Source organism: Flavobacterium quisquiliarum (assembly GCF_019308285.1).
In the GTDB taxonomy this organism is placed as follows: domain Bacteria; phylum Bacteroidota; class Bacteroidia; order Flavobacteriales; family Flavobacteriaceae; genus Flavobacterium; species Flavobacterium quisquiliarum.
Genome location: NZ_WWEM01000039.1, coordinates 315924 through 338986 on the forward strand (window position 1 = coordinate 315924; position 23063 = coordinate 338986).

Consider the following 23063-nt stretch of genomic DNA (forward strand, 5'->3'; position numbering starts at 1 on the left):
TTATTTAACTGTTACCTGAATTTCTTTTTTAATATCTCTTGAAGAAGTTCCCAATTTGATGGTATATTTCCCTGGTTCAACTGTCCATTTTTTAGACGCAACATCGTAATAAGCCAATTCTTTTACTGGTATTTTGATCGTTACTTTTTCTGAACTTCCAGCTTTTACATCTGCTTTTTTGAATCCTTTTAATTCCTGAGCTGCACGCGTAATTTTAGAATCGGATTTTGAAGTATACAATTGCACTACTTCTTTTCCGTCTACTTTTCCTGTGTTTTTAACGTCAACAGTAACTTCGATTACATCTGTTTGAGCATAAGATTCTTTATTTGATTTAGCGTTATCAAGTGTAAAAGTTGTGTATGATAATCCGTAACCGAAAGGATATAATGGTGCTACATTTTTTGTATCAAACCAACGGTATCCAATCAAAAGTCCTTCTGCATAATTTACCGCTTTGTCTCCAGGGAAACTGTTTGTGGCATGCGCTGGAGAATCTTTTAAAGCAACTGGCATTGTCCAAGGTAATTTTCCTGACGGATTTACTTTTCCTAAAATAACATCGGCCAAAGCATTTCCACCTTCAGAACCGTTAAACCAGCTCCAGACTAAAGCAGAAGTTTTTTTGCTTACTTCATTAATATCAAACGGAGCTCCAGCCACCATTACGACAATCGTTTTTGGATTAGCTTCTATTACTTTTTTGATTAACTCTTCTTGTCCAAAAGGCAAGTGTAAATCTCTACGGTCTGAAGCTTCTGTTTCGTAATCACGGTTTGAACCTGCAAAAATGATTGCCACGTCTGAGTTTTTAGCTGCATCAACCGCTTCCTGAACTTTTGCCGGATCTAGTTCGTCAATTGTTACCGGACCATTAGCGGTAATATTTCCTAAATTTCCTCTGTTCTTTTTATCATAACGCTCTAAGTATCCTTCCGCATAATTGATTTTAACTGATGAAGGCAATCTATTTTTAAGACCTTCAAGCGGTGTAACTTCTCTTTTTGTTTTTACACCGGCTCCAAATCCGCCAAGAGCGTTTTTCTTTGTTGCATTGTTTCCGATAACGGCAATAGATTTAACTCCGTCCAGTTTTAATGGCAATGCATTGTTTTCGTTTTTCAATAATACGATTGCTTCAGCTGCAATTTTGTAAGCGTCTTGGTAATGTGCTTCGGTTGCGATGCTTCCTTTTGCACGAGTTCCGCCTCCCATTGCCTTAACTTGAAACAATGTTCTTAAAATTCTTTTTACATGAAGATCAATTTCTTTCTCAGAAACTTCTCCAGATTTAACCGCAGCAATTAATTTATCGGCTAAGAAAAATTCATTGAAAGGTTTTGGTGTTCCCATTTCAATATCTAAACCGCTTTTTAAAGATTTTGCTGTAGAATGCACCGCAGCCCAATCTGAAACTACAATACCTTTAAATCCCCATTCGTCACGAAGAATTTTATTCAACATATAATCGTTCTCACATAAATATTCTCCTCTGAATTTATTGTAAGCACCCATGATACTGTATGCTTTTGCTTCTTTTACCGAAGCTTCAAAAGCTGGAAGATAAATTTCACGAAGTGTACGCTCGTCAATTTGTACATCTACAAAATCACGATTTGTCTCCTGATTGTTTGCCGCGTAATGTTTTACACACGCCATTACGTCTTTTTCCTGTAAACCAACAATCAAAGGCACTGCAATTTTTTTGTTCAAAAACGGATCTTCAGACATGTATTCGTAAGTTCTTCCTCCAAGCGGTGTTCGTACCATATTGATGGCTGGCGAAAGCAACATGTCTTTGTCTCTTGCTCGTAATTCTTCTCCTAAACTGGTTCCAAAAGTATGTGCCATTTCTGCGTTCCAAGTTGCGGCCAAAGCACCTCCTGCTGGATAGTACGTTGCAAAATCGTTTGTCCATCCTGCCGGAGCCCAATTGTCTCTTGAAATTTCCTCACGAACTCCCAACGGACCATCGGCCATTTTTAATTCTGGAATTCCTAAACGTTTTACGCCTGCATTGGCAAACATACTGTTCCCGTGAAGCATTCCGATTTTTTCTTCTAATGTCATCTGCGAAATCAATTTGTCGATTTCTGCATCATGGTCAGTGCTTATTTCTTTTCCAACATATTCTTCGGTTTCTGCCGAACTTGAAGCCGTTGTCTGCGCATCATTTTTACAAGAAGTAAACAATGCAAAAACTAGAGCTGCTGAAAGGAACATCATTTTGTTTTTCATAGATAGTTAGGTGTTTTGTGATTTAAAGATTTTTGATTCCTCACCTCTCATCTTTAAATTCGTTAATATTATGTTTGTGGTTCTTTTTTATTGTTTAATTAAATTCAGCATCACAACATCATTTTCATTGATTTTAAATTCCTTGCTGAAAGTTCCTTTTCCGTCAATTGTAATTTTTTCTGTCGAAATGGGTGCGCCGTTATTTTTCTCTTTTATTGAATTTACTTGTTGACGTGTTAACTGACTCGGCTTGTTCATCGCAAGATAATCCGCGAAAGCGTCATTTACTTTATAACCCACTTTGTAAATTTCTAAAAGGTATTTTCCTTTCTGCATTCCGTCAACTTCCACTTTTACTTTTCCTTTTTCTTTTGAAGGAAGGTCTTTTATATAATACGTTTGATTCAATTCTTTATCGCCTGGATGCGTATTTGTAAAATCCCACAATAAAACCTGAACATCTCCTTTTGCATTTTTAGCTGTCCAAGAAGCTTTATCCGAATTTTGAAGTTCTGTTTCTCCTAATTTATTCATTAAATAATAAGAGAAATAGGCCGGCTTTTTAATTCCCTGCGTATTCAATAATCCGAAACCGCCGTGAAAAGGCGTAAATCTTGGTCCTGCTTCTTCAAAAATATCCGTAAAAACCCAATATGACATAGAATTTGCCGCATTGCCGACTTGCTTTAATTTCTGCAAAATATACGCTGCCGAATGATAGCTATCGTGAATTGGATCTGCTGGCGTATAAGAAGAACTCCACTCTGTATAATGCAATTCTAAATTCGGTTTAACCGATTCTGTAATCTGTTTGCGTGAATTTATGATTTCTCCACTTACGCTAAATTCATCCTTACTTAATATCGTTCCCGAAGTTCCGAATTCGTCCAAATATCCGTGTTTCACTCCATAAGCGTGTGTCGAGATAAAATCAATTGGGACATTATTTTTAGCGCAAAAATCAATTGTTTCCGGAACCCATGCCGCACCGGCTGTTGCCGGCCCGCCTACTTTGTAATCCTTGTTTACTGCTTTTACGCCTCGAACAGCGTAATCGTATAATTTATAATATTCTTCCTGAGTACTGCTCCAAAAACCTGGTGATAAATTCGGTTCATTCCAGACTTCAAAATACCACGTTTTTACTTCTTCATCTCCGTAACGTTCCTTAAAGTGAGCTGTTAGATTTCTAATTAAATCTTCCCATTTTTTATAATCTTTTGGAGGTGTTACGTTTCCCTTCCACCAGAAAATCGTTTCTTTTGCGCTTGCTAAAGCATTGGGCATAAAACCTAATTCTACAAACGGTTTCATTTTCAGACTTACAATAAAATCGAATAGAACATCAACATATTGGTAATTGTATTCTGGATTTCCTTTTTCGTCTTCACGATAAACAGCCATATCATCTGTCAATAAACCATGAAAACGGATGTATTTAAAATCGCATTCTTTTTTCACCAATGCCAATTGTTGCTGCCAGTCTGCACGAAGACCTTCGTTTGCTCTTCCGGCTCCAATGCATTCTTTGAACATGGTGTTTAATTTTCCTGCTTCTTTTTTATAATCAACTTTTATGATTCGGCTTTCATTTTGTCCAAATAAATAGATTGAACTAAATAAAAATGTTGCTATGGTTAAAAGTTTTTTCATCTGAAAATGGTGTTTATTTTTTGCCACAGATTAATAGGATTCTAAAGGATTTTTTTCCTTTCTCTCGCAGATTTAGCAGATTAGGGAGATTTAAATCTTTTTAAACTGTGTCTATATTTTATTTACACAGAATTAGAATAAAAAATCTGCTAAATCTGCGAGAACATAAAAATCTTTTTAATCATTATTAATCTGTGGCTAAATATTTTATTCTATTAATATCTACAACTTTTTAAAACGAACCGCTCCACCGCCAGCTCCGCCTAATTTCAATTGTAATCTATCTGAAGCTTTTACAGTTTTCTTCGAAATTGCAACTGCTTCTGGATTGTGTGTTTGATCTGTTCCTTCAGCATCAACATAAATCTGTGCTTCGTAAGTGGCGTTTGGATCTAAGAATGATAATGAAACTTCTACATTTCTTGGTTTTTCATTTGTTAGAGTTCCTAAATACCAGTCAGCGCTGTTTCTGTCTTTTCTTGCTGTTGTGATGTATTCACCAATTTTACCTTCTAAGATTTTAGTGTCTTCCCAATCTGTCGGAACATCTTTTAAGAATTGCAACGCTGGTTTTCCTTCGTAATTTTCTGGAAGATCTGCCAACATTTGAATTGGAGAATAAATCGTTACATACAATGCCAATTGCTGTCCAACTGTTCCCTGAATTCTTTTTCCTGGATAACCTTGTTTTACCTCAACATCAAAAATTCCAGGCGTGAAATCCATTGGGCCAGAAAGTAATCTTGTAAACGGAATAATACTTAAATGGTTCGGCGGATTTCCTTCGCTCCAAGCGTTATATTCTTGTCCACGCGCTGCTTCTCTTGAAACCATATTTGGAAAAGTTCTTCTTTCTCCTGTATCTTTTATCGATTCGTGGTATAAAACTGCTAAATCGTATTGCGCTGCTTTTTCTAAAATATATCTGAAATAATTTACTCCAAACTGCCCGAAGTGCATTTGTTTCATATTCAATTTAGAACCAACGTGGCCGATTTTTACAGTATGAATTCCCAATTTTTTGTATAAAGCAAAACCTTCATCAACTTCTTTTAAATAGTTAATTAAGTTTGAGCCCGTTTCGTGATATCCAATTAATTCGATGTTCTTTTTCTTCCCGTATTCTACTACTTTTTCTAAGTCGAAATTATCAGCACTTTTCGTAAAGCTGAACATATGCATACGGTTTTCATACCAAGCTGGTGTCCAGCCTTTGTTCCATCCTTCAATCAACAAATGATGAAAACCTTCTTTTGCTGTAAAATCAATATATTCTTCAGCGTGTTTAGTTGTTGCTCCTTGTTTCTCGCTTTCCCAGAAAGTATATTTTCCGATGTGCATTCCCCACCAAATTCCTAAATATTTGTAAGGTTTGAAATAATTGTTGGTGTTTTTTAATTTGTTCGGTTCATTTAAGTTTAAAACCAAATAAGAAGTAATCAATTCACCTGCATTTTCTCCAATTTGAAGAGTTCTCCAAGAAGATGTGAAAGTATCTTTTACACGAACTTTAACGCCATCAGCCCAAGGCACTAAATCAGATTTTAATTCTGTTCCTTTTGTGTTTACCAAAGTCATACTCGCAAAATCGATTAGGTTTGCTTCATGGAAACTTAACGCTAATCCGCTTTTGCTTTCGATTGTTAATGGAGTTAAAACAGTATCTAATGTACTTACTGGTGCATCTTTAAATAAATATTCGTCACGATCTGGTCGGTTTGCAGGAATCCACCATGCTTTTCCATCTTCCTTTAAATTGAAAGTCGTTTTTTCATCCATGATGAAAATACTGTCTTTTACATTTTGTTTTGGATACACATATCTAAAAGCTACTCCATCGTCAAAAGCACGAAACTGAATCTGCAGTTTTCTTTTGTTTCCTGTTTTCTGCTGTAAATCGACTACCAATTGATTGTAGTGATTTCTGATGTTTTTCTTTTCTCCCCAAACTTGTTCCCAAGTCTCGTCAAACGTAGAAGTTTTGGCTCCTTTTATTTCAAAGTTCGAACTTAAGTCTTCATTTCCTTTCAGTACAAATCCCATATCTGACGGAGAAATCACTTCTGTTTTTCCGTGAGAAACGGCATATTTTGGAGCATTTTTTACCAGCTCAAATTTGATTTTGTTTTTTCCATTTGGCGATGCCAGTTCGTAAGCGCTTTTCGTTTTTTGACTGTAGCCTATTGCTATCGAAAACAATACGGCTGGGAGAATTAGATAGTTTTTCATGTTTTTTGGTATTATATTTTTTTTAGCCACTCCCGATAGCTATCGGGATAAAAGGATTTTTTTATTTTTCTCCCGCAGATTTGGCAGATTAAGCTGATTTTTAATTTTAACCTTTTAATCTGTGGCATTATTTTTAGCCACGAATTCACGAATATCATAAATTAAATTCGTGAATTCGTGGCTGACTTTCTTATTTTGCCCACTCCGTTTTAAAAGTGGTTTTTCCGTTTAATGGATTTACAGCTACCTCGAAATTGTTTCCGTTTTTGTTCACTTTTATTTCCTGAACAGCATCACCTTCTGGTAAAAATACTTTGGCTATTGCCGAAGTGGTTTTATCGCTTGCAAATACTTTTAATGTCAATTTGCTCCAATCCATATCTTTTGTAGACTGCGCTAAACCAATGTGCGGAATTGCAGTTCCGTCTTTTACTAAAACTACAATTGGCACTTCACCAGCTTTGATTTTATGCCAGCCAGATTGGTACACTTTTTTAGTTTGATAATCGATCCAAGTTCCTTCTGGAAGGTAAACGTCTCTTTCTTCAACTTCTTCAAAAAGTGGTGCCACCAACATACTTGAACCAAATAAATATTCATTATCTACTAACCAAGCTCCCGGATCGTTTGGATATTCTACAAAAAGAGCACGCATCATTGGTAAACCTTTTTGAGAACTTTCTTTTGCCTGAGCGTAGATATATGGCATTAATTCGTAACGCATATTATCTGCTTTTCTAAATCCTTCCAAGAATTCTTTGCTGTACAACCAAGGTTCGCGAGGCGGTTCTCCGTGGCTTCTTACGTGTGAAGTAAACATTCCGAATGGTGTCCATCTTCTGTAAATATTCTCAGGAGATTTTGTTGCGAAACCTCCAACATCATGACTCCAGAAACTGAATCCGCTTAATCCTAATGAAAGTCCGCCGCGTAATTCTGCCGACATTGCGCCGTTGGTAGTTTCAGAATCTCCTCCCCAATGTAAAGGGTAACGCTGTGATCCTGCCCAAGTACTTCTTGCCCAAATTAAAGTATATCCTTTTTCTTTCTGAGTGATTTCTGCAACTGCTTTATTGTATCGTAATGGATATAAATTATGCTCATAAAAACCTGTTCTTCCCGAATGATAAATTCCGTCTGGCGGAGCTGCTTCTCCAAAATCTACTTTGAAAACCGCAACACCTTCATCAAATAACTTTTTCAATTTTCCTTGGTACCAAGTAATTGTTTCTGGATTTGAGAAATCTAAAACAGCATCTTCGTACGGAAGATTTCCTTTTCTGTCTCTTACGGCTAAATTTTTATCCATGATTTCAGGAAATAAAGTGTTCTTTGGCGTGAAATAAGGCAATTGCCAAAGACAAACCTGGAAACCGTCTTTCTTTAAATCAGCCATCATTTTTGTAGCATCTGGGAAACGAGATTTTGCAAACTCGTAATTATTTCTCCAATCTACATCAAACCAGCCTGTATCAAAGTGAATAACATCCGTTGGAATTTTGTATTTACGCAAATCTCTGGCTACTTCTCTTCCTTCTTTTTCAGAGAAATAAGTGATTCTACTCATCCAGAAACCGAATGACCAAAGTGGTGGCATTGCCGCTTTTCCAGTCAGATTTGTGTATTGATCTAAGATATCTTTTGGTTCTCCGATAAAGAAAAATAAATCGGCTTCGTCGTCTCCAATGTACATTTCGTTGGCACTTGAGAAATACTTTCCAAAGTCAACCGTAATTGGTGTTGAATGGTGCATGAAAACGCCGTAACCACGGCTGCTCATGTAAAACGGAATCGGTTTGTACATCGTTTCGTTTTGGATTCCGTTAGCGTCATCCGTCCATAAAACTACTTTTGAACCGCGTTTGTTGAATTGTGTAAATGATTCACCACAACCAAATATTTTTTCGTCCGGCTCTAAACTGAAAGCCGCTCCCATACTTCTTGAATAATCGCTGTTTCTGCGAACGTAAGAAAACGGAAGTGTCGGTGTGTATGTATTTTTAAAATCGGTATCGTGAAGTGTGCTTGTCAGTAATTTTCCTTTTTCATCGTAGATTTTTACGTGCCAAGGTTTTGTCAAAATTTCAACTCGTCCATGTTTACTTGTGTAGCTGTGACCGCCTTCTATTTTAGCATATTTCCATAATTCAGGATGATTTGGCGCAACGCCGTCAACCAACATCAAGGATTCTTTTTGCGGATGAAATTGTGGCCCAGAAGTGGTTTTAATACGAACCGTTCTATCTGAAACAAACTGAATTTCGAAAGGCAAAACAGGAGATTCTGCATATTCTGTTGTCGGGAATTCGTTTGCTTTTTCTACATCGGGTTTCATCATCATGTTGTTGAAAGCCTGACGTGTTTTATAATTGTATCGCAGATACTTAATGGTTCCTTTTCCCGTTGCTGGATCAAAAGAAGCCAATTCGTCTGCGAAATAAAAAGTATTCAGATAGTTCTGAAAATCTTTACTGATATCGATTGGAGCATTCAGTACATCTGCGTTTTGAATTTGTGCTGTCGCTTTTGGCACAGCTAGAAATCCCAAAACAAAAGCAGAAACTAATGCGGTTAATTGTGAGTTTTTCATTGGTTAATAATTCTAGATGTTAGTTCTCCTGCAAGGTTTTTCAAACCTTGTAGGTATATTTTTTTTTCCTACTTAAACTATAAAAACACCTACAAGGTTTGAAAAACCTTGCAGGAGCGCTATGTCATTATTCTGTTGTTATTACAATTGTAGCTTGTTTTAAGCCATTCGCTTTAGCGGTTAATTCTAATCTACCTGATGCATCTCCAGATTGTATCACAACCAAACATTTTCCAGCCAAAGCCGTATGTTTAGTTCCTTTGTACGATTCGTGACTAACTGGATCTCCGCTGCAAACACCTACAATTTTTCCGTTTCCTTTTAAAGAGAAGTTGATTTCGTTATTCGCGTTTGGAGCCAAAGTTCCATTAGCATCTAGAATATCAACTGTAATAAATGACAAATCATTTTTATCAGCTTTGATGGTACTTCTGTCAGCAGTTAATTTTAATTGCGAAGGATTTCCAGCCGTTTTGATTTCTTTTTCTAAAACCACTTTTCCATCTTTACGAGAAATGGCTTTTAGAGTTCCAGCTTCAAAAGGAATTCTCCACATTACGTGTAAATCGTCTCCTTTTTTGCTTCTTTTTCCAACTGATTTTCCGTTTACGAAAAGTTCCACCTCATCGGCTTTATTGTAATACGCCCAAACATCAACAGTTTGTCCAGCTTTCCAGTTCCAATGCGGGAAAATATGAAGAACGGTTTTATCTGTCCATTCACTTTGGTACATATAATACACGTCTTTCGGGAAACCGGCTAAATCTACAATTCCGAAATAAGAACTGATAGACGGCCATTCGTAAGGTGTTGGTTCTCCGATATAATCGAAACCTGTCCAGATGTACATTCCTGAAAGGAAATCGTGTTTTTTAATGACTTTCCAAGTTGCTTCGTGCGTTGAACCCCAAGGAGTTTGGACTTGATCGTACGCTGAAACCGTATTTCCAGGATTTCCTCCTTCAAATTTTTTATCCCAACTAACCGGCCATTTTTTGATCGTATCTGAAACCGCATCATAATAACCTCTTGTCTGCAAACCTGAAGTCGTTTCGGTTGCAATGAATGGCGTATTTGGAAAGTTTTTTAAATGATGTTCATACGTTTGATGCGCATAATTGTAGCCTATTAAATCTAAAACACCCGATCCAGCAAGCGGATTAATCGATACATTTTGTTTCTCAAATTGTAACGTTACCGCATCAATATTCATGTTTACTGGCGGATTCATCGCTGCGGTCAACGGACGCGTTTTATCATATTGACGCGTAATTGCAGCTAATTCTGTAGCAATCTCAATTCCTTTTTCATTCCATTGTTCTGGGATTTCATTTCCGATGCTCCAAACAAAAATACTTGGATGATTTCGGTCTCGAAGCAATTGATCTATTAGATCTTTTTTGTGCCATTTGTCCCAATCGTTTCCGTAGTCGTATTTGGTTTTGGTTTGTTTCCACATATCGAAAGCTTCGTCCATGACAATGAAGCCCATTTTATCACATAAATCTAAAAGCTCTGGAGCAGGCGGATTGTGTGAGGTTCTAATTCCGTTTACACCCATTTCTTTCATAATCTCTAACTGACGTTCGATCGCACGAGTATTAATCGCCGCACCTAACGGACCTAAATCATGATGCAAACAAACACCTTTTATTTTGACTTGTTTTCCGTTCAGAATAAAACCTTTGTTCAAATCGAATTTAAAATCTCTGATTCCGAAATTGGTTTTGTATTGATCGATGATTTTATCGTCAAGCGAAATTTCGGTAACGGCTGTATATAATTCTGGTTTTTCAACCGACCATAAAATCGGCGTTTCAACTTCTGCCGATTGTTTTACGATTTGATTGGCATTGGCACCAATTGTTATATTTTGAGTAACCGATGTTACTTTAGTCTCTTCTTTAAAAATAGTTGTAGTTACTGTTGCCTTTTTTTCTTCAGCATATTGATTTTTGATAGTTGTTTCAAAATTAACGGAAGCTTTTTTGGCTGTAACTTTTGGAGTTGTAATATACGTTCCCCATTGTCCTACGTGAAGTTTATCTGTAGTTTCGATCCAGACATTTCTAAAAATTCCCGAACCGGAATACCAGCGTGAATTGGGTTGTTTTGAATTGTCAACCTTAACAATTATTTCGTTGTTTTTGTCTCCGTAATTTAAATATGTCGACATGTCATATTGAAAACCAATATATCCGTTTGGACGTTTTCCTAAATAATGACCGTTTATCCAGACTTCACTGTCTTTGTAAACACCGTCAAAAGTAATCGAAGTAATTTTGGTGCTGTCTTCTGCAGCGACTTTGAATGTTTTTTTGTACCAGCCTAAACCTCCGTTTAACGCTCCGCCTCCATAACCTGCCGGACTTTTTTCATCAAATTTTCCTTCGATGCTCCAATCGTGCGGCACATCTAAAGTTCTCCATTTTGTCGAAGCTCCAATGGTATCTTTATCGATTATGCTATCATTCAAATGAAAACTCCAATCTGCATTAAAAGAAATTTTTCTGCTATTGAATTTTTCGTCTGTTGATGATTTGCATGCCGTTAATAAAAGGGCACACACCAATAATAATCCTAGTTTTTTACACGAAGTTAGCTGCAACATAGTATTCTAAATTTTAATAACATGAAAGCAGTTTAATCCTGCTTTCATGTTATTTTTAAACTGAAAGATATTAATTTTTAGGGAATTATGTAATGAAATACAAACCATTCATCTTTTCCTGCATCATAAGATGTTCCGAACCAAATCCCTTTTTGGAGATAATCATTATTGAAAGCTTTTACCACTTTAATAACACTTACAGTCGGATTCATCCAGCTGTCTGGATTTTGAATCAGTGTATTTGTTCCTAAATTAATTTCATTTTTCTCTTCATCTATTGTAAATAATCCAGTTGTTACTACGCCGTTTTGGCTTCTAGTATAATTTAGTTTACCACCAAATTGATCAAAACGAATCCATGAATTGCCTGCAGCTGCAGTCCAATCATCATTCCAGCCCCAGTTATAAGAACTTGAAGCGCCTGTAGTCCATCCTTTTCCTTTTCCAATCCAGTCAACTGGGTTTCCATTTCCGTCTAAACTCCAAACTCTTCCTGAACCAACTCCGCCTGTAATCATTTTTAACAATTCACCAGAAGCAAAAGTTGGATCAAAACCTTCATCGTAACTTGGCCCAGTAACAGGCGGTACATAGTTGTCTGCATATTCTTTAGAAACAAAATTCCAGATATACCACCATGGTCCTTCGCTATTAGTTCTCATAATAGCGATTCTTAATTGGTTTTCAGTAAGTTTTAATATTTTAATATTATTTGTCCAGTTACTTGCATTTGCAATATAATTGTCTGGTCTTAAAATTGTTGCTCCTGTTGTTGTTAAAGTATGTGCATTGATATCTAAGAAATAAGTACCGCTTTCTTTAAGTGTTCCGTCAGCTTCATTAATTTTCATAAATGGACCGCCTTCAAGACTGAAAGTCATGGTTCTTCCCCAATGCATATCGGCATCTGTACTTGAATTAGCATTTCCTTCTGGTTCCCAGTTTGGCGTAAAATTACCCCACTCCACTGTAGTGCTAGGATCAGCATAAGACATTGCTCCAGGAGCCATACCATATTTACCATTATCTGCAATCCAAACTTTTTGTTTTCCTACTCCTCCAGATAATGCAGTCCAAAGCGGATCATTTACATAATTTAAGTTGTCCTGAGTTACTGTTATGGTAACTGGATCAAGTTCTACGATTCCTCCACCGGTAACTGCCGAGATTTTTATCGTATAATTTCCTTTGAAAGCATATTTAACAGTTTCAACGGCTTTATCTGATTTTCCTGTTACGTAATCCCAGTTTAAAATAACACCTGGAGTAGTATTTTTCAAGATTACTGTATTTCCTCCTGGATCTGTTGCAAGATCCTGAGTAATTTCAAAATGTATATCCGATTTATCCATCGCGCCATCTAGAGAATAGCTGTCAGGCGAGCAAGACGATACCAGCATTGCCAGCATCAAAAATGTCGTAATTAATACTTTTATATTTTTCATTTTTTTACTTTTTAAATTAAAAAACTACCAGCCTGCATTTTGTTTCAATACTCCATTAGATAATGTAATCTGAGTATTTGGAATTTGCTGTAATCCTTTTGTGTTTTGGATATTTACTGTAGAAATTGTTTTTGTAGTCTGCACACCTCCATTTAACAAAGTTGTAGTCTCCGCAATGGTTGAAGATGCTTTTCCAATTCCTTGACGCAGTAAATCCCAATATCTAACTCCTTCTAGAGCAAATTCTAAATGTCTTTCGTTCATTATGTTGTCATAATTAACTGGAATAGAATTAAAAGCTGTTTTGTACGCTCTTCTTCTAACATCATCAAAGTAAGCTTGTGCATTTCCGCTTCCTAATTCTGCCGCCATTAAAAGTACATCAGCATATCTTAACACTACATAATCCTGAAACTGACTGATATCCCAGAACTGGCTTCCCATCGTTAATGGAAGATCTTTTCCATCTTTATCTACCATTGGAGTATATTTTTTGTTGTAGTAACCTGTATACTCACGCTGATTGTTTATTTTATCGAATGGGATTTTTTCTTCTGCGATTCCAATTACTGTTGAAACACGTCTTGTATCATTAGCAGCATAAGCATTCCATAATTTAGAATTCACTGTTATACCCCAGCCACGTCCGTACGGATAAGAAGAGAATTCTCTCATTCCAAACATTACCAGCCAATGGTTTCCATCAGTATTTCCATTATAATCACTCGTGTAAGTATATTTTATAGAAAATACGATTTCTTTATTCGCTTCACCTGCATATTTGTCAACAGAAGCTGCCGGCCATAATGTAGAGAAATCCTCTAATAAACCGTGTCCGCTAGATGCTACCACATCTTCTAAATGTGCCAAAGCTTGTGCTTTAGTCACTACTCCTGCTAAATCCGTTTTGCCATAATATCCTGTGTAGTACAAGTAAACACGACCAAGTAAAGATTTTGCTGCCCATTTTGTAATACGTCCGCTAACTGTTGCGCTGTAAGCTGACGATGGTAAATGATCTGAAGCAAAAACTAAATCTTCTGCAATTACTTTATAGACTTCTTCTGGCGCTGCCTGAGGAATATTTTCTGTTGAAGGCTTAGTCAATAAAGGAATATTTCCCCATAAACGAACCATTTCAAAATACAAGTAAGCTCTGATAAATCTTGTTTCAGACTCATAAGTATTTCTTAAAGTAGTATCGCCTTTCCAGTCAATCTGATCCATTTTTGACAATAAAACATTACAACGATAAAGCGCTTTATAGTATGCGATCCAGTTACCGTTCAGCATATCAATATCAGATGGTGAACGTTGAATGTTAAACTCATCGATAGCAGCATAATTGTAACCGTCTGAATTTCCTGTTCCTCCAAAACAATCATCAGACATTACTTCACTAATTACTGGAACTCCTAGACCAGAAGCTCCTGTCGCCACCTGCATTCCATCATAACAACCAACTAATGCTGCGTATGCATCATCTGTAGTTTTATAAAAATTTCCATCTGTCTGTTGTGTAAGAGGTTCTGTTTCTAGACTGCAAGAACCAAGAGAAAGTAAACTCAAACAGAAAATATATAAATAAGTCTTTTTCATTTTTTTTATGTATTAAAGTTTAACATTTAGACCTAACATAAATGTTCTTGGTCTTGGATAGTAACCCACATCAACCCCTGATGAAAACTTTTGATCATCATTAGAAGAACCAAATCCTATTTCAGGATCCATTCCGTCATACTTTGTGAAAGTGTAAAGATTCAATACTGAGAAATACATTCTAAACTGACTTGCAAAAAATGGTTTTGAATGTTTCATTTTTGCTAAATCAAATCCTAATGTTACGGTGTTGATTCTTAAGAAATCTCCATCCTGAACGTATAGATCAGAGAATTGAGTAAAGTTTCTATTATCCTCTGTTACTCTTGGCATTGTGTTCGAAGAACCTTCTCCGTGCCAACGGCTTAATATTGCCGAAGTATAATTTCCGTAAGTATTTGCCTGATTTCTGTACGATTGTACGATTTGGTTTCCAGCTACTCCATTTGCATTAAGCGAAAAATCGAAAGCTTTATAACTAGCTGATAGAGAGAATCCGTAAGTAAAATCAGGGTTTGGATTTCCGATGCTTGTTTTGTCTGAGGCATCGATTTTATCATCTCCATTTGTGTTTACATAAATCAAATCTCCAGGTGCAGCATTTGGCTGTAAAACTACTCCGTTAGCCGATTTGTAATTGTCAATCTGTGCTTGGTTTTGGAAAACTCCTCCTGTTTTATATCCCCAGAAATATCCTAATGGATATCCGTTTTCTGCTCTATAAAACTCCCCTGAGTTATCGTAAAGTTCGCCATTTAAACCGTGGATAATTCCATCTGCATTTGGAATTGACCCAACCGTATTTTTATTATAAGCACCATTTGCACTTACGCTGTAATTAAAATCTCCAATTTTATTCTGATAGTTTAAACTTAACTCAACTCCTTTATTAACCACATCTCCTCCGTTAATAAATGGAGCATCAGCACCAGCAGTTGCCAAGATTGGAGCTAAAATAAGCCAGTCTTTGTTTGTTTTTTTATACACATCAAAGTTCACGCTTAATGCATTGTCCAAAAATCTTGCATCAAACCCAAGGTCAATTTGCTCTGAAGTTTCCCATTTTAGATCAGGGTTTGCAATGTTTTGAGGATATGCACCTGGTGTAAGTACCCCTTCTTTATCGCCAAAACTGTAGTTTGTATTATTAGATTTTATTAAAGATAAAAATTGGAAAGATCTAATACTCTGGTTTCCTACTTGTCCCCAGCTTGCTCTAAATTTAAGGAAGTTGAATACTTTTGAATCTTTTAAGAATTCTTCATTTGAAGCAACCCATCCTCCAGAAACTGACGGGAAATAACCCCACTGATTTCCTTGTGCAAATTTTGAAGAACCATCTGCTCTAAGAGTAGCATTTAATAAATACTTTTCTTGGTAATTATAATTTAATCTTCCAAAGTAAGACATTAAAACATTCTCAAACTTACTTCCTTTCATAGACATTCTCGCACCGTCTTTATTGGTAGTGTTATCAATCCATGCGTGTTCTAGGTCATTAAAAACAGAATCTGCATTGGCTGCTTCTATAGAAGTTGTATTGTAATTAATATAAGATGTACCAGCCATAGCTTCAAAATGATGATTATCTGCTACATTAAATTTATATGTCAACAAGTTATCCCAGTTGATGCTTCTGCTTTTATTCATGTTCTGATTTACTCTGTCAAAAGCGTTGTTAGCATAAATTGATAATCGATAAATTGGAGAATAAGAATGTCCTTCACTAACATTATAGTCAAGACCCAAAGTAGTTCTAAAAGTCAGGTTTTTAACTGGCTGGATCTGCAAGTACACATTTCCTAATAATTTTTGGCTGTTGCTTTCATTTTGATTATTGTACACCATTAAAGCATAAGGATTTGCTACACCAGTTAACCAAGGCTCTGTACTTCCTGAAGTATCAAAGTAGTTTCCGTTAGCATCATACATTGGCAGTAAAGGTGTTGCTTGAAAAGCACCTCTTAAAGAGTTGTTATATTGATTTCCAACACCAATTCCGTTTCTGTCAATGTAAGCAAAACTCAGGTTTTCTCCAATTGTCACAACATCTTTGTATAATTTATGTTCTGAATTGAATCTGAAATTATAACGCTCATAGTTAGATAAGTCTGGTCCTCCTACAACACCTTCTTGCCCTAAGTAAGACAAAGAAGCTGAATAAACAGAAGTCTCAGAACCGCCTGAAGCCCCAAAAGAGAAATTTTTTGTAGCCGCATTATCTGTCAGCATTTTATCCATCCAGTTGGTTCCAGAACCCATTCCTGCAATTTGAGCATTTGTAAAATACGGTGTATTACCCGAGTTTACTCTTGCTTCATTTAATATTGTTGCATATTCCCTAGCATCCAGCAAATCTACTTTTCTAGCTACTGACTGAACGCCATAGTATTGATCGAATGTGATTTGTCCAGTTGCACCACGTTTTCCTTTTTTTGTTGTAACCAACACCACTCCATTTGAAGCTTGTGAACCGTAAATTGCTGCCGAAGCTGCATCTTTTAAAACAGAAATAGATTCGATATCAGAGTTATTCAAATACGAAATATCCCCTGTAAGTACGCCGTCAACAACATAAAGCGGATTACTTCCTGCTGTTGAACCAACTCCTCTAATTACTACATTCAGGCTTTCTCCCGGTTGGCCAGAAGTAGAAGTAATTTGAAGACCCGCCGCCTGACCTTGAAGTGCCTGAAGCGCATTGGTAGTATTTGTTTTTGTTAGGTTTTCTCCACTAACCTGAGTTACAGCATTTGTAACCAAGGTTTTCTTTTGAGAACCATATCCAATAACCACAACTTCTTTAAGTTCTGCTGTTTCTGGCTGTAAAACCGCGTTGACTATTTTTTGATCGCCAACCTTAATATTCTGTGTTTTAAATCCCACAAAAGTGAATACTAAAACATCGCCTGTTTTGGCTTCAATTTTATATTTTCCATCAAAATCGGTAATAGTACTCGATTTTGTTCCCTGTACTTGTACAGTTGCTCCTGGAACTCCAAATCCGTCTTCGGCAGAAGTGATTGTTCCACTTACAGTTTTGGATTCTTGTGCAAATCCAAACTGCATCATAAATACGCTAAGCAGCACTGTCATAAAGTATGACAGCTTTGTTGTTTTAATACAATTTTTGCTTTTCATAATAAGAATTGATTAAGTTTAAGTTATAGTTAGTAATTTCTACCTTAAGAGAAATCTGGAAAAGCTTCCCAAGCAGTTAATGTCAAAAAATGAGGGCCTGAATCTCATTTCCAACATTTAGTACTTGCAAGACTATAAGCAGTTATTTTTTATCATTAAAATCGATTCGAAAATCAATTTCTAAAAAAACATTTGTGGTAAGTTTAAGTTAAGTTGTAGCTTTGCCTTTTTTACTTATAGTCAATTTGAATTTATCTTATGGTAAATTTGACTACAAGTGTAAAACAAATTTTCTATATTAACAAAATATTAGGGTTAATTTTTTTCAATTCTGAGAAATACTATTTCATTTTTATCAATGCTGTAAAAAGAGAAATGAAATCGAAATAAAAAATATAAGAAAATCAATGTTTTATAAAATTGACAATCAGTAGTTTAAGAATTAGGATTTTTAAAACCCATTTTTCGAACATTTTTAATTAACTGATTATCAATTTTTTGTTACGTTAAAAAAAATATAAAGCTTTGAAGAAGCCTAATAATCATTTTATTTATTTAATTTGTCAAAATTTATCTCAAATATGGTTGAAAATGTAGATGATAAAACTGCCTCAAAAAATGAGCACAGTGCCATGAACGCAATCACGATTGACTGCGTTATTTTTGGTTTTGACAAAGGCAGTCTTGAAGTACTACTGGTACAGCATGGTGAAGGTATCAGCAAGGGAAAATGGGGTCTGCCGGGAGGATGGATTTATAAAAAAGAAAGCACAGACAATGCCGCTCATCGATTATTGAATGAGCTGACTGGTCTTGATAATATTTACCTCGAACAGCTGAAAGCCTTTGGAGATCCAGATCGTTTTCCGCTGAGACGCGTCATTACAATTGGATATTATGCTCTTGTAAAAAGAGAAGATTACAATATTAAGGCAGGTTTTACGGCTTCAGACGCCAAATGGTATAAAATAAACAGCATTCCCGATTTGATTTATGATCATAATGAAATCTTGGCCTACAGTTTAAAACATCTTAGAAATAGAGTCCGTCAGACTCCAATCGGATTTAATCTACTTCCTGAAAAATTTACTTTATTACAGCTCATGAGATTGTACGAAGAAATTTTAGGAATCGAGATGGACAAACCTAATTTTAGGAGAAAAATTCTTCACATGAAACTTTTGGTAGCTTTAGACGAAAAACAACAAGATGTTTCACATCGAGCAGCACAGCTGTACAAATTTGATCCAGAAATCTATAAGAAATTAACTGAAAAAGGATTTAATTTTGAATTCTAATTTTCAGTACGTGAAATCTTTTTAAACTTCGAAACACAATATTAAATTGACAGAAATAACTACTAACGACCACAAACCAGCTGTTGAAGGAATCACAATTGACTGTGTTTTCTTCGGTTTTAACAAAGAGAGTCTCGAAGTTCTCCTCGTGCAGCACGCACAAGGTGAAAGTAAAGGTAAATGGGGACTTCTGGGCGGATGGCTGCAACGCGAAGAAAGTGCCGACGATGCCGCCCAGCGTATTTTGCAGGAACTTACTGGACTGGAAGATATTTATCTAGAGCAGTTAAAAGCTTTTACAAATCCCAAACGTGTTTTGGAAAGACGTGTCGTAACTATTGGTTATTACACTTTGGTCAATCGAGAAGATTATAATATCAAAGCGAGTTTAAAAGTTATTGAAGCCAAATGGTATAAAATAAATGAAATTCCAGACCTGATTTTTGACCACAATGAAATTTTAGAATTCAGTTTATTGCAGCTTAGAAATAGAGTGCGTCAAGCGCCAATTGGATTTAACCTTCTTCCTGAAAAATTTACTCTATTGCAACTGATGCATTTGTATGAAGAAATTCTAGGAATTGAATTGGACAAATCTAATTTTAGACGAAAAATTCTGCACATGAAACTCTTGACTGCATTGGATGAAAAGCAAAAAGACGTTTCGCACAGAGCGGCTAAACTTTATAAATTTGATGATGAGATGTACAAAAAATTAACTCAAAAAGGGTTTAATTTTGAATATTAATGCCAATTTTAATTCACATCTTTCAACTATCTAAGATCAGCATTCCAGAATCCAAAACTTTGCGCTATCTTTGCGCCTTAATAACACGCTTTAAAGCAATTGCTTTGGTGTGAATTATTCCCAAAAAATACTAAAACTCGTTTAGAGAACTGATATATTAAAATGAAGAAGATACGTAACTTTTGCATTATTGCACACATTGACCACGGTAAAAGTACATTGGCGGACAGATTATTAGGCGCAACACAAACCGTTACAGCTCGTGAAGAAAAAGCACAATTGCTTGACAACATGGACTTGGAGCGTGAACGTGGAATTACCATTAAGAGTCATGCCATTCAGATGGAATACAAATACAAAGGCGAGGAATATATCTTAAACTTAATTGATACTCCCGGCCACGTAGATTTTTCGTATGAAGTTTCGAGATCTATTGCTGCCTGTGAGGGAGCTTTATTGATTGTTGATGCGGCACAAAGTATTCAGGCACAAACGATTTCAAATTTATATTTAGCATTAGAAAACGACTTAGAAATCATTCCGGTTTTGAATAAAGTTGATTTACCAAGTGCAAATCCAGAAGAAGTTAGTGATGATATTATCGATTTATTAGGATGTAAATTAGAAGATATTATTCATGCTTCTGGAAAAACTGGTTTTGGTGTTGAAAATATCTTAGCAGCCATTATCGAAAAAATTCCAGCTCCAAAAGGAAATTCAGAAGAACCGTTACAAGCTTTGATTTTTGACTCGGTTTACAATCCATTTCGTGGAATCGAAGTAATCTTTAGAGTTGTAAATGGTGAAATCAAAAAAGGCCAGAAAATTAAATTCATGGCTACAGACAACGAATATTTTGCTGATGAAATTGGAACTTTAAAATTAAACCAGGTTCCTAAAAATGTAGTATCTGCGGGAGATGTTGGTTATTTGATTTCTGGAATTAAAGAAGCACGTGAAGTAAAAGTGGGTGATACGATTACTGATGCGAAAGTACCAACTACCAATATGATTACTGGTTTTGAGGACGTAAAACCAATGGTATTTGCCGGAATTTATCCCGTTGATACAGAAGATTATGAAGATTTACGTTCTTCGATGGAAAAATTACAGTTGAATGATGCTTCATTAGTTTTTACTCCTGAAAGTTCTGCTGCATTAGGATTTGGTTTCCGATGCGGATTCTTAGGAATGCTTCACATGGAAATCATTCAGGAACGTTTAGAACGTGAGTTTGATATGACTGTAATTACTACAGTTCCTAACGTTTCTTATTTAGCTTATACTAAAAAACATCCAGAAACTCCATTAATCGTAAATAATCCATCCGATTTGCCAGAGCCTTCAAAACTAGACAGGGTTGAAGAGCCATTTATCAAAGCTACTATCATTACAAAATCTGACTTTGTTGGAAACGTAATGAGCTTATGTATCGAAAAACGTGGTTTAATTACCAATCAAACTTATTTAACTACTGAACGTGTTGAATTAAACTTTGATATGCCTTTGGCAGAAATTGTATTTGATTTTTATGATCGTTTAAAAACAGTTTCTAAAGGTTATGCTTCTTTCGATTATTCTCCAATTGGAATGCGAACTTCTAAATTAGTGAAATTGGATGTCCTTTTAAATGCACAAACAGTAGATGCACTTTCTGCGTTAATTCACGAAGATAACGCTTACAACATCGGTAAAAAAATGACCGAGAAATTGCGTGAGTTAATTCCAAGACAACAATTTGATATTCCAATTCAAGCTGCAATTGGAGCTAAAATTATTGCTCGTGAAACGATTAAAGCACTTCGTAAAGACGTTACCGCAAAATGTTATGGTGGAGATATTTCGCGTAAGCGTAAATTACTGGAAAAACAGAAAAAAGGTAAAAAACGTATGCGTCAGGTAGGAAACGTTGAGATTCCGCAAGAAGCATTTATGGCTGTTTTAAAATTGAATGATTAAACTTTAGTATTAAGATTTAAGTACTAAGTATTAAGTATTAAGATATAACCCGATGACTTTCGTTATCGGGTTTTGTTTTTATAATATGTTTATAAAACTAATCATTATCAGAATACATCAATTTTGATAAAATATACTTTACTAGTAAACCTGTTCCAAAAGCTACCGCTGCAGGAATAAAAAGCTCAAATCGCATATAAGTTTCCTTGTTTCTCAAATAATAGTCGAAAGCAAAAGGCATCATGAGTGCCGTAATTACAAATCCAGCAATTGCGGCTATTCTTCTTTTCGGGAATCCCCAATAAGCTGCAAAGGATGCTATTACCAAAGAAATTAAAATGATCCAGATATTCATCTCACCCATCATAGCGGAAAATAAAGAGGAAGCCCACAAAATACACCACGCAACATTTTTCTTATCCTCTGTCTGTTTGCTTTCTTTTATTTCTTGAGACAACTCATCCTTAAAATCTAATACTACTTTATTGACTAAAAAATCTGCAATACCAGGATCATAGCCAATTCTTACAAGACTTTTTATTTCATATTCACTATCAAAAGTACCATTTCTCATCCTATTTCTTAACTCGGCTTCTTGGTTCTGGGTCAGTTTATTGTACATTTATTAGTCTCTTTTTTTTATTAATCAAAAATATCAAAAACAATAACTAAAATTTCTTACAGCATGATAAATTCTTCATTTTTTTATTTTAAATCTATTTCTATCGTTTAATTAAAACAAGTAAAAACCTGTTAATTTATACAAATATTAACTTAATAAATTGATTTTTAACGCGTTTGACTAAACTCAAAGTGATTTAAAATGAGAAAAAGTATTTTTAATCTTACAAACAATTAAATTATGTAAGATTATGAAAACTAAATTATCAGTTATTTTAGCCCTTTTTACCTTTTGTTTTGCAAACGCTCAAGAAGACCAAGCTGAAGCTGAAATGAATTCTGCAAAAGGTGTGACTTTTCAACAAGGAGATATGTTTCTTGAAGGTTCTATTAAAATTAGTACTGGTGGCACAGCCGATTATTATGGATTTAGTCCAAAGTTTGGCTATTTGCTAAATGATAAATTTGCAGTTGGAGCCAAATTAAATTATTCAAGTAACAAAGTAGAAGCAACACAAGTAAAAACAAATGTATTTGGGGTTGGAGCTTTTGCTCGTTACTATTTCTTAGAATTAGACAAAAAACGTTTTAAAACTTATGCTGAACTTGGTTTAGGTTATGGAAGAAACAAAACCGAAACACCACTTGTTGGCAGTGACACAGACAACAGTTTAACTGCCGATATTAATGTCGGATTAAACTACTTTGTTACCAAAAATATTGCGGTAACTTTTGTGCTAGCAAATGTTCTGGCTTACAACAGCGTTTCTCCAGAAAATGGTCCATCTTCGGATACTTTTCAATTAAACATCAATTTATTTGAGAATATTTTTGATCAGCCACAATTTGGAGTTTTGTACAGATTTTAAATCTTTATAATAAACTATAAAGCAAAGCTGTCTCAATTTTTGGGACAGCTTTTTTATTTAGT

Annotated in this window: 13 protein-coding genes; 4 read left to right on the forward strand and 9 right to left on the reverse strand. The window is 35.5% G+C overall.

What is annotated here, in order from left to right; translation table 11 throughout:
* The 8 genes from GSY47_RS23250 to GSY47_RS23285 form a co-directional block, all read right to left on the reverse strand.
* On the reverse strand, positions 1-2238 hold the full coding sequence (locus GSY47_RS23250) for a glycoside hydrolase family 3 C-terminal domain-containing protein (protein WP_179004102.1): 2238 nt from the start codon (positions 2236-2238) through the stop codon (positions 1-3).
* Between the two features lie 87 nt (positions 2239-2325).
* Positions 2326-3891, reverse strand: a complete 1566-nt coding sequence (locus GSY47_RS23255; protein WP_179004100.1) for a GH39 family glycosyl hydrolase — start codon at positions 3889-3891, stop codon at positions 2326-2328.
* 222 nt (positions 3892-4113) lie between these two features.
* Entirely contained in the window at positions 4114-6120 is a 2007-nt protein-coding gene (locus GSY47_RS23260) for a glycoside hydrolase family 97 protein (RefSeq protein WP_179004098.1), read from the reverse strand.
* A 190-nt stretch (positions 6121-6310) separates the two neighbouring features.
* Entirely contained in the window at positions 6311-8710 is a 2400-nt protein-coding gene (locus tag GSY47_RS23265; RefSeq protein WP_179004096.1) for a glycoside hydrolase family 31 protein, read from the reverse strand.
* 127 nt (positions 8711-8837) lie between these two features.
* On the reverse strand, positions 8838-11321 hold the full coding sequence (locus tag GSY47_RS23270) for a glycoside hydrolase family 2 TIM barrel-domain containing protein (protein WP_179004095.1): 2484 nt from the start codon (positions 11319-11321) through the stop codon (positions 8838-8840).
* 77 nt (positions 11322-11398) lie between these two features.
* Complete coding sequence (locus GSY47_RS23275) at positions 11399-12766, reverse strand: hypothetical protein (RefSeq protein ID WP_246611381.1); 1368 nt, start codon at positions 12764-12766, stop codon at positions 11399-11401.
* Between the two features lie 24 nt (positions 12767-12790).
* A complete protein-coding gene (locus GSY47_RS23280; RefSeq protein WP_179004093.1) occupies positions 12791-14365 on the reverse strand; it encodes a RagB/SusD family nutrient uptake outer membrane protein in 1575 nt (524 codons plus the stop codon).
* A 12-nt stretch (positions 14366-14377) separates the two neighbouring features.
* On the reverse strand, positions 14378-17506 hold the full coding sequence (locus GSY47_RS23285) for a SusC/RagA family TonB-linked outer membrane protein (RefSeq protein WP_179004092.1): 3129 nt from the start codon (positions 17504-17506) through the stop codon (positions 14378-14380).
* Positions 17507-18087: 581 nt separating this feature from the next.
* Here GSY47_RS23285 and GSY47_RS23290 point away from each other — a divergent pair.
* The 3 genes from GSY47_RS23290 (at position 18088) to lepA (ending at position 21511) form a co-directional block, all read left to right on the forward strand.
* Positions 18088-18804, forward strand: coding sequence for an NUDIX hydrolase (locus GSY47_RS23290; protein ID WP_179004091.1), 717 nt, complete (start codon positions 18088-18090; stop codon positions 18802-18804).
* 46 nt (positions 18805-18850) lie between these two features.
* Positions 18851-19552 carry an NUDIX hydrolase gene (locus GSY47_RS23295; protein WP_179004090.1) on the forward strand — a complete coding sequence of 234 codons (702 nt, stop codon included), beginning with the start codon at positions 18851-18853 and terminating at the stop codon, positions 19550-19552.
* A 162-nt stretch (positions 19553-19714) separates the two neighbouring features.
* Complete coding sequence (gene lepA / locus GSY47_RS23300; RefSeq protein ID WP_179004089.1) at positions 19715-21511, forward strand: translation elongation factor 4; 1797 nt, start codon at positions 19715-19717, stop codon at positions 21509-21511.
* A gap of 97 nt (positions 21512-21608) precedes the next feature.
* Here the strand turns inward: lepA and GSY47_RS23305 are convergent, their stop codons facing one another.
* Positions 21609-22133, reverse strand: a complete 525-nt coding sequence (locus tag GSY47_RS23305) for a hypothetical protein (protein ID WP_179004088.1) — start codon at positions 22131-22133, stop codon at positions 21609-21611.
* A gap of 250 nt (positions 22134-22383) precedes the next feature.
* Here GSY47_RS23305 and GSY47_RS23310 point away from each other — a divergent pair, with 250 nt between their 5' ends.
* On the forward strand, positions 22384-23001 hold the full coding sequence (locus tag GSY47_RS23310) for an outer membrane beta-barrel protein (RefSeq protein ID WP_179004087.1): 618 nt from the start codon (positions 22384-22386) through the stop codon (positions 22999-23001).
* Positions 23002-23063: the final 62 nt, after the last annotated feature.

Coding starts and splice junctions, on each gene's coding strand:
- GSY47_RS23250 (WP_179004102.1), bottom strand. CDS start 2,238: ATGAAAAACAAAATGATGTTCCTTTCAGCAGCTCTAGTTTTTGCATTG.
- GSY47_RS23255 (WP_179004100.1), bottom strand. CDS start 3,891: ATGAAAAAACTTTTAACCATAGCAACATTTTTATTTAGTTCAATCTAT.
- GSY47_RS23260 (WP_179004098.1), bottom strand. CDS start 6,120: ATGAAAAACTATCTAATTCTCCCAGCCGTATTGTTTTCGATAGCAATA.
- GSY47_RS23265 (WP_179004096.1), bottom strand. CDS start 8,710: ATGAAAAACTCACAATTAACCGCATTAGTTTCTGCTTTTGTTTTGGGA.
- GSY47_RS23270 (WP_179004095.1), bottom strand. CDS start 11,321: ATGTTGCAGCTAACTTCGTGTAAAAAACTAGGATTATTATTGGTGTGT.
- GSY47_RS23275 (WP_246611381.1), bottom strand. CDS start 12,766: ATGAAAAATATAAAAGTATTAATTACGACATTTTTGATGCTGGCAATG.
- GSY47_RS23280 (WP_179004093.1), bottom strand. CDS start 14,365: ATGAAAAAGACTTATTTATATATTTTCTGTTTGAGTTTACTTTCTCTT.
- GSY47_RS23285 (WP_179004092.1), bottom strand. CDS start 17,506: ATGAAAAGCAAAAATTGTATTAAAACAACAAAGCTGTCATACTTTATG.
- GSY47_RS23290 (WP_179004091.1), top strand. CDS start 18,088: ATGGTTGAAAATGTAGATGATAAAACTGCCTCAAAAAATGAGCACAGT.
- lepA (WP_179004089.1), top strand. CDS start 19,715: ATGAAGAAGATACGTAACTTTTGCATTATTGCACACATTGACCACGGT.
- GSY47_RS23305 (WP_179004088.1), bottom strand. CDS start 22,133: ATGTACAATAAACTGACCCAGAACCAAGAAGCCGAGTTAAGAAATAGG.
- GSY47_RS23310 (WP_179004087.1), top strand. CDS start 22,384: ATGAAAACTAAATTATCAGTTATTTTAGCCCTTTTTACCTTTTGTTTT.